14 protein-coding genes are annotated in these 13,650 nt (G+C 66.4%); 3 read left to right on the forward strand and 11 right to left on the reverse strand.

From position 1 onward, the window contains the following. Positions 1–88: 88 nt before the first annotated feature. Genes HKW67_RS20770 through HKW67_RS20785 form a run of 4 tightly spaced genes read right to left on the reverse strand, consistent with a single transcriptional unit; the run spans position 89 to position 5,411 of the window. On the reverse strand, positions 89–2,959 hold the full coding sequence (locus tag HKW67_RS20770; protein WP_171227213.1) for a protein kinase domain-containing protein: 2,871 nt from the start codon (positions 2,957–2,959) through the stop codon (positions 89–91). A 42-nt stretch (positions 2,960–3,001) separates the two neighbouring features. Continuing rightward, positions 3,002–4,231, reverse strand: coding sequence for a tRNA guanosine(34) transglycosylase Tgt (locus tag HKW67_RS20775; protein ID WP_230981078.1), 1,230 nt, complete (start codon positions 4,229–4,231; stop codon positions 3,002–3,004). Then, positions 4,228–4,839: an HD domain-containing protein gene (locus HKW67_RS20780; protein WP_171227214.1), complete on the reverse strand. Its 612-nt coding sequence runs from the start codon at positions 4,837–4,839 to the stop codon at positions 4,228–4,230. Before HKW67_RS20780 ends, HKW67_RS20775 begins: the two co-directional genes overlap by 4 nt. After that, entirely contained in the window at positions 4,836–5,411 is a 576-nt protein-coding gene (locus HKW67_RS20785; RefSeq protein ID WP_171227215.1) for a YqaA family protein, read from the reverse strand. The genes HKW67_RS20780 and HKW67_RS20785 overlap by 4 nt, the downstream gene beginning before the upstream one ends. A 90-nt stretch (positions 5,412–5,501) precedes the next feature. On the opposite strand from HKW67_RS20785, the gene HKW67_RS20790 reads away from it, so the two are divergent. The 3 genes from HKW67_RS20790 to HKW67_RS20800 are packed head-to-tail and all read left to right on the forward strand — an operon-like array spanning position 5,502 to position 8,385. After that, a complete protein-coding gene (locus tag HKW67_RS20790) occupies positions 5,502–6,377 on the forward strand; it encodes an ABC transporter ATP-binding protein (RefSeq protein WP_171227216.1) in 876 nt (291 codons plus the stop codon). Next, positions 6,374–7,171, forward strand: coding sequence for an ABC transporter permease (locus HKW67_RS20795; RefSeq protein WP_171227217.1), 798 nt, complete (start codon positions 6,374–6,376; stop codon positions 7,169–7,171). The genes HKW67_RS20790 and HKW67_RS20795 overlap by 4 nt, the downstream gene beginning before the upstream one ends. 23 nt (positions 7,172–7,194) lie before the next feature. Next, positions 7,195–8,385: a phosphodiester glycosidase family protein gene (locus HKW67_RS20800; RefSeq protein WP_171227218.1), complete on the forward strand. Its 1,191-nt coding sequence runs from the start codon at positions 7,195–7,197 to the stop codon at positions 8,383–8,385. Positions 8,386–8,535: 150 nt separating this feature from the next. Here HKW67_RS20800 and HKW67_RS20805 read toward each other — a convergent pair whose 3' ends face one another. The 7 genes from HKW67_RS20805 to sufC form a co-directional block, all read right to left on the reverse strand. Continuing rightward, positions 8,536–8,829, reverse strand: coding sequence for a YciI family protein (locus HKW67_RS20805; RefSeq protein ID WP_171227219.1), 294 nt, complete (start codon positions 8,827–8,829; stop codon positions 8,536–8,538). A gap of 64 nt (positions 8,830–8,893) precedes the next feature. Next, positions 8,894–9,364, reverse strand: coding sequence for a Fe-S cluster assembly sulfur transfer protein SufU (gene sufU, locus HKW67_RS20810; protein ID WP_171227220.1), 471 nt, complete (start codon positions 9,362–9,364; stop codon positions 8,894–8,896). Positions 9,365–9,377: 13 nt separating this feature from the next. Beyond that, a complete protein-coding gene (locus HKW67_RS20815; RefSeq protein WP_171227221.1) occupies positions 9,378–10,604 on the reverse strand; it encodes an aminotransferase class V-fold PLP-dependent enzyme in 1,227 nt (408 codons plus the stop codon). A gap of 48 nt (positions 10,605–10,652) precedes the next feature. Continuing rightward, entirely contained in the window at positions 10,653–10,985 is a 333-nt protein-coding gene (locus HKW67_RS20820; RefSeq protein WP_171227222.1) for a non-heme iron oxygenase ferredoxin subunit, read from the reverse strand. Then, the gene (gene sufU, locus HKW67_RS20825; RefSeq protein WP_171227223.1) at positions 10,982–11,443 is read right to left on the reverse strand and encodes a Fe-S cluster assembly sulfur transfer protein SufU; all 462 of its coding nucleotides are present in this window, start codon (positions 11,441–11,443) and stop codon (positions 10,982–10,984) included. The genes HKW67_RS20820 and sufU (HKW67_RS20825) overlap by 4 nt, the downstream gene beginning before the upstream one ends. Before the next feature lie 103 nt (positions 11,444–11,546). Then, positions 11,547–12,890, reverse strand: coding sequence for a Fe-S cluster assembly protein SufD (gene sufD / locus HKW67_RS20830; RefSeq protein WP_171227224.1), 1,344 nt, complete (start codon positions 12,888–12,890; stop codon positions 11,547–11,549). After that, a complete protein-coding gene (gene sufC / locus HKW67_RS20835) occupies positions 12,887–13,633 on the reverse strand; it encodes a Fe-S cluster assembly ATPase SufC (protein ID WP_171227225.1) in 747 nt (248 codons plus the stop codon). The genes sufD and sufC overlap by 4 nt, the downstream gene beginning before the upstream one ends. Between the last annotated feature and the right edge of the window lie 17 nt (positions 13,634–13,650).

Here is a 13,650-nt window from a genome sequence, read left to right on the forward strand (position 1 = left end):
CTGGGGGTTCACGAGTTGGACGTCGGCGCGGCAGAAACTTGCACACGCCCGGTCAGAGGTCGGGCCAGCCAGGCCGACAGCTCCGCTGCTAGCCCCGCTTCTGCTCCAGCTGCACGATACGCTCCCTCACGTCCTGTACCACCGGTTGAAGCGCGGGGTCCGCGTCCTTCCACAGTTCTACGAACTCGCGATAGCGGCGGATCGCCTGCGCCACGTTGCCGCGCTCCTCGTACAGCTCGCCCAGCCGCTTCAGGGCGCGGGCGCGCTCGAAGACGTCTTCGCCCCAGCGCGCCTCAGGGTCGCGATTCGCCAGCATCTTCTCGTAGATCGCGACCACCGAGTCCCGCTGTCCCAGCGCATCGTACGAACGGGCCAGGCCGCCCGATCCGCAGATCGTACAGAACAGTTCCGCGCCAAGCACGCGCCGGAACGACCGGACCGCGTCGGCAGGCCGACCTTCGGCGAGTGCGATTTCTCCGCCGATCCAGTTTCGCCACGTCGTGTCGCGCGGCAAGAGGGGCTCCGCCGCCGCCAGCATCCGGCGGGCCTGTGCCACGTTTCCCGCGCGCGCATGCACGAAGGCACGGTAGAGCGTCTTCTGGTCCTCGGCAGCAGCCCCCGATCGCGCGACGAGTGTCTCGAGCTTCGCCAAGCGTGCGCGCGCCCCGCTGCTGTCGTCGAGCGCAACAATACGCGCTTCGGCAAGGTTCGCCGCCCCCTCGAACATTGCGGACGGGTCCACCTTGGCCGCCAATTCGCTGAGCGCGCCGTTCAAGTCGCGCTCAGCGGTGCCCAGTTGGCCGCGCAAGAGTTGCAGGGTGAAGCGCCGTGTCGCCGCCGGCCCTTGCACATCAACGGCCGGCTTCGACGCCAGGATGCTGTCCAGCAGCTTGGCGATCGACGTATAGTCGCCGGCCGAGGCCGCCCTATCGCTGGCTACAGCTATCGGAGCACGAGGGGATGAGACGCTCGTGCTCGTGCGACGAAGCGAATCCACCAGCGCCGAATCGCCACGCGCGAGCGCCGCATCGTACAGCATTTCCCACGGCGCAATCGAGCCGGGACGGCTGACCAACGCGGCGCGCAACAGCGGCTCCGCTTCGGCGTATCGGCCCTGACCCATCATCAAGCGCCCAAGATTGTTGAGCGCGGCGTAATTGGTGGGCTCGATCGCCAGCAGCGCTTTGTGCGCCGCCATCTCTTCAGTGAATTCGCCGCGGGCGGAATGATATCGCGATTCGATCTTCAGCCGTTCGACCGGCGGCAGTTTACTGCGCAAGTTGAAGGCACGGAGCACGGCGCGATCACGATCGGCGCGACGCACTTGCATGTTGCTGAGCGCCGTGGACAGTCCGCTCCACGCGCTGGCAAAGGTGCTGTCGATTTCGAGCGCCTTCTCGTACTGCTGCGAAGCGAGGAATTGCTCGCCGTTGCGCATGTACTCCGTGGCGACGGCATACGCGACCAAGGCATCAATTGATGCCGTGGTCACCGACGGCAGCGCCGGGCTCGCCCGCAGCGACGACACCGACTCACCCGCTTGTTCGCGTAACGCCTTCGACAACCGGTCGATCGCGTCGAGGAGTTCGGACGACGACTTCGCGGGTTCTCGCAGCGCGGCCACTTCGCTGCCGTCCGCCACACTCACCAAGCGCGCCGTGATCGCGTAGCCCGTACCCAGCGGCCGCAGGGCACCGGTCACGAACGCTTTCGCGCCAGTTCGTCGTCCCAAGTCGCGCGCCAGACTGTCGTTCAGTTCCGCGTCCGGTGCCACGCGCATGGCCTGCAGCGTCCTCGCCACCAGCTGCGGCTCGGCCACACGCACCTTGGGCGACTGCTGCAAGTCGATCCGCAGCGCTTCGCTCACCGCGCGCGAATAGGACGAATCCTTCGCTTCGTGCGCGAACGAGGCCACGATGAGCAAGTCGCGCTCAGTAGGCGCACTGGCCGTACGCGTGGAACCACCCTTCATCAACAGCCACGTGGCCACACCCGCCGCCGCCAGGGCAACGCCGAGAAACGCGATGCCGCGACCACGCGACGCCGGCGCCGTACGTGCGGCCCCGCCCGCGCCCTTTGTCTGCGCCGCCGGCGTCGTGGCACCACCGGCCGTGTCGATCGCGTCCAACGCTTCCAGCACCGCATCCGCCGATGCCGGGCGATCGTCCAATTCTTTCGCGAGGCAACGCATGAGCAGCGCATCGATTGCGGGAGGCAAGTCCACGCGCAGCGTACGAGGCGCTGCCGGCATCGTCTGCACCTGCGACGCCAGCGCACGGGCAGGCGTCATGCCACCGAACGGCGACGTGCCCGTGAACATCTCGTACGCCACGAGCGCCGTGGAGTACACATCGGCCCGCGGGTCGATCTCCGTCATGCCCGCCGCCTGCTCGGGCGCCATGTACGCCGGCGTGCCGACCACGAAGCCGATGCCGGTGAGTGCGGCCGAGCCACCATCGGTCGACGTGGCCGATGCCACGGCCTTCGCGATACCGAAGTCGGTCACGACGGCATGACGGCCACTCAGCAATACGTTGTCCGGCTTGATGTCGCGGTGCACCACGCCCGCCTTGTGCGCGTACGACAGCGCATCGAGCATGTCGCGCCACACGGTGATCACCTCGCGAACCGTCATGGCCCCCGCACTCATCCGCCCGCGCAGCGTATCGCCGTCGACGTAGGGCATCGAATACCACAGCGTGCCCGCATCTTCGCCGGTGGCAAGCACCGGTACGATGTGCGGATGCTGCAACCGCGCGACGAACTGCACCTCACGACGGAAGCGGTCGGTGTTCACGGTGGCTGCCATATCGGGCGGCAGCACTTTCAACACCACGCGTCGGCCGAGCGCGAGCTCTTCGGCCACGAATACGCGACTCATACCACCGCCACCGAGCTCCCGCTCGATGCGATAACGGTCGCCCAGTTGGGCGCGGAGGTCGGCTAGCAGGTCGCTCATGGCGATAAAATAACGCCTGAACGAGCGCTCCATGCGCTCATGCTACGCGCCCTTGGCCCGGTAGCGCTCCAGCCAGGCCGTCGACCAGCTCTCGAACCGCTCGTCCCTGATCGCGGCGCGTATCTGCTCCATGAGCCGCAACAGGAACGTCAGATTGTGCAGCGCGAGCAGTCGTTGCCCGAGCGGCTCCTCGTTGGCGTGCAGGTGCCGCAGATAGGCGCGATCGTAGTCGGTGCAGGCAGGGCAGGGGCAGGTGCCGGTGAGCGGTCGACGGTCGGTTCGGTGACTGCTCTTCCGGATCGACACTTTGCCGTCTTCGGTGAACACGGTGCCGTGCCGGCCCATCTTCGTGGGGGCCACACAGTCGAACAGGTCCATGCCGCGGCGTACCGCCTCGATGAGGTCGTCGGGAAAGCCGACGCCCATGAGATAGCGGGGCTTGTCGCGCGGCAGCAGCGGCGCGCACGTGTCGAAGGTGGCATACATGAGCGGCTTGGCCTCGCCGACTGAGAGGCCGCCCATGGCAATACCGGCCCAGTCTCCCGTCTGCAGGATGCCGTTGATCGACGCCGTGCGCAGGTCGTCGCTGGTGCCGCCCTGAATGATCGGGAACAGCGCCTGTGGCGGCGCCATGCGTTCCTGCTCCACGTCGCCGCCGTACATCGCGGGCGCGCCCTCCGGCACCGCGAACGGTGTGGCTGACTCACGCCCTTCGCGCTCGAGCCGATCGAACTCGACGCGGCACCGCTCGAGCCAGCGCAGACTGCGCTCCATCGCCGCCCGCGAGGCCGCATGCTCGGCGCCGCCCTCGATCAGTTCGTCGAGCTGCATGATGACATCGGCGCCGAGATTGCGCTCGATCTGCATCACGCGTTCAGGCGTGTAGTTGTGGCGCGAACCATCGACGATGCTCTTGAACGTCACGCCCTCTTCACGCACCTGCCGGAACTTGGCCAGCGAGAACACCTGATAGCCGCCGGAATCAGTGAGCATCGGGCCGCTGAAGCGTGAGAACGCGTGCAGTCCACCTAATGCCCGCACCATGTGGTCGCCGGGATTGAGATACAGGTGATACGCATTGGCGAGCAACATCTGCGTGCCCATCGCGCGCATCTCCCGCATGTCGATGCCACGCACTGCCGCACGCGTGCCCACGGGCATGAATTCCGGTGTCTGCACCACCCCATGTGGCGTGGTGAACCATCCCAGCCGTGCCCCTTCGCGATCGTGCGACGCGCGGAACGCGAAGCCCGGTGAATTGGTGATCGTCACGACGCCTCGGGGGGCGCGGCCTGTTCGCGTGCGCGCTGCTGCGTTTCCGTATCGAGCACCGTGCGCAACGCGGCGAGGACCGGATGATCCCGAGTGTACGCCGCGCCGTATTCGATGTTGAACAGAAAGTCGAAGCCGGCCGGCATCACCCCCTGATTGTGCTGCAGGATGGTCTCGAGCTTGTCGAGCCCCTTGGCCAGTTTGGCTTCGGGGCTCGAGGCCGCGTCGTACTCATCCCAGAGCGCCACGAGATCCGCGCGCATGGTGTCCGGCAACGGCTGCACCAGTTGCACCAGATCAGCGCGCTCCTGCTCGGCCTTGTTCGGCAGCGATGCCTGCAGCGCGGCCGAGATATCGCCGCTGATCGCTTCTCCCAGATCATGCACGAGGCAGATGCGCAGCAGTTTGCCCACGTCGATGCCCGGGAAGTGCGGTGCCAGCACCAACGCCATGAGGCAGAGCCGCCAGGTGTGCGCGGCCACTGTTTCCTGTTGGCCGTTCGAGGTCCACGACGTACGCGTCATGTACTTCAGCGACTCGGCCGCCCGCAAAAATGCGAGCGTGCCCTGCAATTCGGCGCCCAACGGCGACGTGGGAGATTCACTCATGACGGCTTGGTTGACGACGAGTCGGACGGTGCGACGCGCGTGTGCTGGGTGAACTTGGCCACCGCGTCGGCGCCACCGTGACGCACCAGCCACGCCAACGCCATCGTGCGCGAGAGGCGGCCAGCCGTGAGCGCCAGCAGGAACTGCAGAAACGGTACACCCGCCGCTCCTGAAGCAATGCTGGTCAGCTTGGTCGACAGCGGCGACATCGTGCTGGCGAAGATCGCCCACCCGCCGTACTCGGCGAGTGTCGCACGATACGCGTCGACCGTGGCCGGCGTGATGGAGAAAAACCGCGAAACAGGCCCCTCGAGCCACGAGAGCGCTTCGGCACCCGCAATGTAGAGCAACACACTGCCGATGATGGTGCCGACGGTGGCAACCAGCGCGTAGCGGTACGCGCGTTCGGGACGCGCGAGTGCCAGCGGAAGGAAGAACAGGTCGACGAAACCGGGGAAGACGCAGCCCTGCAGCAGCCCCCACCCGAATACCACGCTGTTCGACCATCCCGCATCAGCCCACTGTTCCAAGCGCGCATGGGTGCGCGCCAGCCAAGTCGACTCGCGTGACATACCGCAAAAGATAGCACGATCGTGTAACACGACGGTGGCTTTGCACGTACGTTCTCTTCACCCGTCCCGTCGCCCCGAGATCCGAGAACCGTGCTTGCTGTAGACCTGCAACACCTCACGAAACGCTACGGCCGCGTCACGGCGGTCGACGATCTCACGCTGGCCATCGCGCCGGGCGAGATCGTGGCCTTCCTCGGTCCCAATGGTGCCGGCAAGACGACCACGATCGACATGATGTTGGGCCTTGCCCGTCCGGACAGCGGCACGGTGCAGGTGTACGGCCAGGCTCCGGCCGACGCCATCGCCCACGGCGACATTTCGGCCGTCATGCAAACGGGCGGCCTGCTCAAGGACTTCACGGTGGGCGAGACGGTGCGCTACACGGCGTCGCTGTACGCGGTGGCGCGACCACCGGCCGAAGTGATGGAACGGGCCGGCATCGCGCACATCGCCGATCGGCTCGTGGCCAAGTGCTCGGGCGGTGAACAGCAACGCCTGCGTTTCGCCATGGCGCTGTTGTCCGATCCACGCTTGCTGGTGCTCGACGAACCCACCACGGGCATGGATGTGGAGGGGCGCCGCGAGTTCTGGAGCGCGATTCGCAAGGATGCCGAGCGGGGGCGCACGATTCTGTTTGCGACGCACTATCTCGACGAGGCCGACGCGTACGCCGATCGGATCGTGCTGGTGCGACAGGGGCGCATCGTGGCCGACGGCACCACGGCTGAAATCAAGTCGCTGGCCACTGGCCGTTCGGTGCGGGCCACGCTGCCCGGTGCGGAACTCTCGATGTTCGCCAATCTGCCCGGTGTGCTGAACGCCGAGATCCGCGGCGATACGGTGCTTGTGCAGTGCACCGATTCGGATGCCGTGGCGCGCATGCTGCTCACTACCACCCAGGCGCGCGATCTCGAGATCGTCGCGCAAAACCTCGAGGCGGCGTTTGTGGCGCTGACATCCGAATGACCAGTACGTCACCTCTGGCCGTCACGGCCCCCGTGTCCAGCGATCGGCGGCCGCCGGCGTTCGGCGGCTTCAACCTCACGGCATTGTCGCTCGAGCTGCGTCGGGTCATGCGGAACCGGCGCACGGTGATGTTCTTGCTCGTCTTTCCGACGATGTTCTTCTTCCTCTTCGGCGTCGCCGGCAGCGGAAAGCGCGGCGGACCTGCGGCGTTGGCCTATGTCATGCTGAGTATGGCGGCGTACGGCGCGATGGTAGGCACGACGTCTGGTGGAGCCGCCGTGGCCGTGGAGCGGAGTCTCGGCTGGAGCCGCCAACTACGACTCACACCGCTCAACCCGCTGGCGTACGTGGCCATGAAAGTCATGTCGGCGATGACACTGGGGTTGGTGTCGGTCTGCGTCACCTTCCTCGTCGCGTCGACGGCCGGTGGCGTGCATCTCACGCCGCAACAGTGGATGCTCTCCATCCTGTCGTGCTGGGTCGGCTCGCTGGTGTTCGCCGCCTTCGGCTTGTTCATGGGCTTTCTGCTGCCCAGCGAGAATGTGATGCAGTTCGTGGGGCCGATGCTGGCCGTTATGGCCGTGTTCGGGGGCATTTTCATCCCGCTGAAGCAGCTGCCCCAAACGCTGCAAACGATCGCGCGCTATACGCCGATGTTCGGCGTCGGCCAGATTGCCCGGGCACCGTTGTCGGGCGAGCTCACGGCCTGGGCGGTGGGCAGCGTGCTCCTCTGGGCCATCGTCTTCGGGACGGGCGCGATGTTGCTCTTCAAGCGGGACACCACGCGCGTGTAAGCGGCGACGCGCATATTTGGACCATGCGAATTCGCGCTTTCGTGTGGCCGCTGCTGGCCGCGCTTCCACTGCTGTCGGCCTGCCGCACCGTGCTGCCGGGCCGCGCGCCGCGCTTTCCGTTCGTGGTGTCACCGTCGGTGGCCGACACCATCGACACCGAGGTGCTCTCCAACGCGGTGCGACTGCATCGCCTGGTAAACGTGAAGGCGCCGTGGCGGGCGTGGGTCCTCGACGTCAACATGTCGGCGTGCGTCAGCGTGCAGGCGGTGAAAGGCGAGGCCACTGCGGTGGGGCGCAACACAACCAGCGTGCTGTTGTCGCGGCTGCCGGCGGCGTCGCACCCGATCGCGGCCGTTAACGCCGACTTCTTCTTGTTCGCTCCGCCCGGCGTGCTCACCAATGCCCACATCGAACGCGGTACGGTCATCGCCGGCCCGGGCCCCAATGTGCTGTTGGGGTACGACGCGCAGCGTGGCCTGTTCATCGACTCCGTCCGCGTGAGCGGCGCCGTCACGTCGACGCACGGTACGGTCGACGTGCAGAACTGGAATCGTCCGGCCGCCAATCGCGCCGGATTGGTGGACGCCCGCTGGGGCGTGCCGCTCGACACGCTGGTGCGCACGCGCGCGCTGCGACTCGAGCCCATCGTGGCTGTGCGGCAGGATACGAGCGCCGGCCGGTACGTCGTGCGCGCCGCGCGCGCGGGCGACACGCTAGTGTACGGCGACACGCTCTTGCTGATCGTGCCACCGGCCCTGCGCGCACGGGCGGTGGCCGGTGATACCGTCACCGTGCAGCGACGCCTCACGCCCTACTGGCCTCGCGAAACCGTCGGCGGTCGCGGCGTGCTGCTCGTCGACAGCGTGGTGGGCGCTGACGTGGACCGTGAAGGCAACGCTGGCTTTCAAGGCCTGAATCCGCGCACCGCCGCGGGCATCGCGCGAGTGGGCAACTCGCAGCGACTGCTGCTGGCCGTCATCGACGGACGCCAGCCCGGCTACAGCGTGGGGATGACGCTGCGGCAGACGGCCGAGCTGTTGCAGTCACTCGGTGCCCAGAGCGCCATCAATCTCGATGGCGGCGGATCGTCGGCCATGATCGTGCGCGACAACGCCACCGGTGCTCTGCGTGTGCGCAACAAACCGTCTGATCCGACTGGCGAGCGGCCAGTTGGTAATGGTCTCGCTGTCCTGGGCGTTTGCGCGGGGCGATAGCCCGTAGGTTCACGCGAAGGGCGCGAAGGGCCGCGAAGGCTCGCGAAGATTTCTGCTGTTCTTCGCGTAGCTTCGCGGCCCTTCGCGCCCTTCGCGTGAACCGCTGGACTGTCCGCTCAAGACGAACAATCCAAAAGCACACCCAAAAGACTACAGCGTGTCCAACCCCTCCTTCCCGATCACCGGATTCCACGGCAGCAGTTCGTACTGCGCCAGCGCCAAGCGGGTAAACGGATCGCCGTTGCGAATGCGATCGAGTGCGGCCGGACCGTCGGCGTCGGGCACCCGCAACAGCAATCCGCCGCCGACGCGGGGATCGAACGGTCCTGACGCGAGCAACAGCCCCTGCGCCTTGAGTTCCTTCAAGTAGGCCCGGTGCTCCTCGACATACGGAGCAATCTCTTCGAACGGGCGACGGTAGCGGATGATGGCGAGTGCGTACATGTCAGGGAATGGAACGCCCTGCGTTGGTCGCGTCAACCGTTTCAGCGCTGCGGGATCAGTCGTGTTACCGCTTCGCCGTGAGCGCCTCGCGCAACGCCTGCCAGGGCAGCATCGCGCAGCCGTGACGCCCCGGAAACGGCGCCACGCCGCGGAGCGGGGTGAGCGCATCCGGCAACGGCTCGGGCACCGCATCCGCGCTACCGGCCTGGCCCGCGTCGGGATGCAGCATGCGGTCGACCGCGTCGGCCAAGGCCAGCGCGTCGCTCACCGTGAGCCCCAGCACCGCGTCGGTCATCATCGACGCCGAGGCTGTGGCGATCGAGCAGCCGCGTCCAGTGAACGCTACGTCGCGCACTGCGTCGGACTCGAGCGTGACCATGACCGTGATGTCGTCACCGCACACCGGATTCTTGCGCGCCCCGACTGCGCTGGGCGACTCGATCACGCGCCGGTTGTGCGGCGCGCGATGATGCGCCAGCAGCGCATCCTGGTACATGGCCGCGATGCTGGCGGTGAACGGAGCAACGCTGCTCATCGGCCGCGCTCCTTCAATCGACCGTCGCGAAGAGCTGCTGCGCGGCCGTGAGCGCGCCGACCAGCGCGTCCACGTCGCTACCGTCGCTGTACACGTAGAAGCTGGCCCGCGCCGTGGCACTGACGCCGAGCCGCCGCATGAGCGGCTGCGCACAATGGTGGCCAGCCCGGATGCAGACGCCGTGCTGATCCAGAATCGTGGCCAGGTCGTGCGGATGCACGTCGGCCAGCGAGAAGCTGAGCACCCCGCTGCGCTGCGCCGCCGGCGGTCCGTACACGGTGACGCCCGGCAGAGCCCGCACACGGGCCTCAGCGGCCTCCAGCAGCGCGATCTCGTGGGCGCGCACGTTGGCCATGCCCAGACCGTCCAGATACCGCACAGCGGCCGCCAGGGCCACCGCGTCGGCCGCGTTGGGAGTGCCGGCCTCGAACTTGTGCGGAAGCACATTCCACGTGCTGTCGGCGTCGCGGACCCACTCGATCATGTCGCCACCGAACTGATACGGCGGCATGGCCTCCAGCAGCTTGCGACGCCCCACCAACACGCCGATACCCATCGGGCCCAGCAGCTTGTGGCCGCTGAACGCGTAGAAGTCGATGTCGAGCGCATCGAAGTTGACGGCCAGATGCGGCACGGCCTGCGCGCCGTCCACCACGATCACCGCCGCCGACCGCGAGCGCACGATGCGCACCACGTCTTGCAGCGGCGTGATCGACCCCACGGCGTTCGACACGTGGGTAATCGCCACGATCTTCGTGCGCGCGCCGATCACGTCGCGCAGCATGTCGAGGTCGATCGTCTGCGTGGATGTGAGCTCCACGATGCGCAGCGTGGCGCCCGTGCGCAGGGCGAGCTGCTGCCAGGGCACGAAGTTGGCGTGATGCTCAATCGCCGAGACCACGATCTCGTCGCCGGGGCCTACGTGCGCACCGCCCCAGCTCGACGCCACGAGGTTCATCGACTCGGTGGTCCCACGCGTGAAGATCAGGCAGTCGGCATCGGCGACGCCGACGAAGCGCGCGATCGTCGCGCGGGCATCGTGGTAGGCATCGGTGGCCAGCGCCGACAGCGCATACGCGCCGCGATGCGGGTTGGCGTTCGACGTTTCGTAGAAGTGGCGCAATGCATCGAGCATCGCCGCCGGCTTCTGCGACGTGGCCGCCGAGTCGAGGTAGTGCAGGGCCGGGTTGGCGGCGAGCAACGGAAAATCAGCGCGGGGCGCCAGAGATGCGATCGACATAGAACCTCTCGAATACGAACGGGCCACCAACCAGCCACGCACGACGAACTACGTGCGACGCGGCCCGACAAAGACATCACCATCGGCGACCTGTACGGGATACGTACCGAGATCGTCGGTGGATGGACCGGAGAGCACCGCGCCAGTGCGCACATCGAAGCGCGCGCCATGCCACGGACACTCGAGCACACACGGCTCCACCAGATCACCACCGGAGATCGCGAAGTCCCGATGCGGACAGCGATCGTCCACCGCGTGCACCGTATCCCCATCGCGCACCAGACACACCCGCCGGCCGTCGGTCATCACCACACCCAGCGGCAGTCCCGCGTCGATCTCCCGCAATGCCGCCGCCCGAACGAACCCGTCCGGCACACTCACGCTTCGGTACTGACCGACGTCACCGCGTCGGTCGGCCCGTCGTCGAGCGCCGCCTTGAGGGTGTGCCACGCCAGCGACGCACACTTCACCCGCACCGGAAAGCGCGACACTCCCGAAAAGACCACGAGCTGCCCCAGATCCTTTCCGCCGCCGGCATCCTGCCCAAGCACCAACGCGTGGAAACGATGAAACAGCGTCTCCGCCTCTTCACGCGTCTTGCCCTTCACCGCCGCCGTCATAAGCGAGGCCGATGCCTTGGAAATCGCGCAGCCGTGGCCGGTGAACTTGACGTCGGTGATCACGTCGCCGTCCACGTGCAACGCCACATGGACTTCATCACCGCACAACGGATTCTTGCCGTCCGCCGCGCGGTTCGACCCCTCGAGCACACCGAAATTCCGCGGCTTGCGGTTGTGGTCGAGAATGACGGATTGGTAAAGCTCTTGAAGATCGGACATGATTCCTTGAGGACGTCCGTGGGTCTTGAGTGGTGAGTTCAAGTTCCGGGTCGTGAGTACTCACAACTCCAAACTTCAACTCACAACTCCAAGCTCACAAAATTCAGTGGTGGGTCTCACCAGTAAACCGCACCATCGTCAACTGCTCCAACGCCTCTTTGACCGCCTCGTTCTCGATCGTCTCCAGTACGTCGGCGGCAAACGCGTACATCAGCAGCTGACGCGCGAGCAGCTGGCCTACGCCGCGGCTCTTCAGGTAGAACAACGACGTTTCGTCGATGCGACCCACCGTGGCGCCGTGCGTGCACTTCACGTCGTCCGCGAAGATCTCGAGCTGCGGCTTGGTGTCGATCTGCGCGTCCTTCGACAGCAGCAGCGTGTTGTTGGTCTGCTTGCCGTCGGTCTTCTGCGCTTCGGGGTGCACGTACACCTTGCCGTTGAACACGCCGTGCGACGCGTCATCGAGCAGGCCCTTGTACGCCTCGCGGCTGAAGCAGTTCGGGGCGACATGCTCCACGCGCGTCTGATGGTCGCCGTGCTGCGTGCCGCCCAACATGTACAGACCGTTCAGCGTGGTGCCGCAGCCTTCGCCGGCCAGCACGGTGAAGACGTTGCTGCGCGAGAGCGCCGCTCCGGTCTGGAACGTGAACGCCATGAAGTGACTGTCGCGCCCCTGACGCGCTTCCACCGTGCCCACATGAAACGCCGTGGGGGACTCCCGCTGGATGCGCAGCAGCTGCAGCGTAGCGCCGTCGTCGACCGACACTTCGACGACCGAATTGGTGAAGTACGAGACGTCGGCCAGCGACACGTAGCTCTCGATCACCGAGGCTTTGGCATGACGGTCCGCTACCAGCAGATGACGCGCATGGCTCATCACGCCGGCGCCGTTGGCGTCGGTCACGTGCAGGATATGCACCGGTACGTCGGTCACCATCTCCTTCGCCACATGAATCAGCACGCCCTCGCCGGCGAACGCGGCATTGAGCGCAGTGAATCCGTCGCGGTCGGCCGGAGCCGACACACCGAGATGACGCGCCAACAGCTCGGGCTCCTGCACGGCTGCCGTGGCCAGATCCATCACCCGCACGCCATCGGGCAGCGCGCCGATCGACGACAGCGCCGGCGCGAAGCGGCCATTCAGGAAGACCACCAAGGGCCACGCGCCACCGAACGTGTACGGCTCGAGCGCCGCGGCGTCGAGCGTACCCACGGCACGCTCCTGCGCGGCCACGAACGGCGTGTTGGCGATGGCCGACACACTCGTGTACTTCCAGTCTTCACTGCGCGTGGTCGGGAAGCCCAGGCGCGCGAACGCCTCGGCGCCGGCGGCGCGCAACGTGGCGAGCGGGGCCGGAGCGCTTTCGGATGCCGACGCAGCGAACGCGCTGGCCTGCTCCTGAAACGTCACCGTGGTGCTCACCGGGGTGCTCACAGAAGCGCTCACGCCGCCTCCAACACCCAGTCGTATCCGCGGGCTTCGAGCTCCAGCGCGAGCGACTTGTCACCCGACTTCACGATGCGGCCACCGGCCAGCACGTGCACGTAATCGGGAACGATGTAATTGAGCAGACGCTGGTAGTGCGTGACCACGATTGCCGCGTTGTCCGGACGCTTGAGCGCGTTCACGCCGTTCGCGACGATACGCAGGGCATCGATGTCGAGACCGGAATCGGTTTCGTCGAGAATCGACAGCATCGGCTGCAGCACGGCCATCTGCAGGATCTCGTTGCGCTTCTTCTCACCACCCGAGAAGCCCACGTTCACCGAGCGGCTCATCATGCTCACATCCATGTCCACCAGCTTGAGCTTCTCCTCGACCACGTCGAGGAACTCCATCGGATCGACTTCCTCGAGTCCCTTCGACCTGCGGATCTCGTTGTAGGCGGCACGCAGGAAATACGCGTTGGTCACGCCCGGGATCTCGATGGGATACTGGAAGGCCAGGAACACGCCGTTCTGCGCGCGCACTTCCGGCGCCAGCTCGAGCAGGTCCACGCCGTTGTACGTCACGGAACCACCGGTGACTTCATACGACGGGTGCCCCGCCAGCACCTGCGCCAGCGTGCTCTTGCCCGAGCCGTTCGGTCCCATGACGGCATGCACTTCACCGGCGTTCACCGTGAGCGAGATACCCTTGAGAATCGGCTTGCCGTCGATGGCGGCGTGGAGATCGTTGATAACGAGCATAGAAAAGCGAAGTAAGG

The sequence above is a fragment of the Gemmatimonas groenlandica genome, assembly GCF_013004105.1.
GTDB lineage: Bacteria > Gemmatimonadota > Gemmatimonadetes > Gemmatimonadales > Gemmatimonadaceae > Gemmatimonas > Gemmatimonas groenlandica.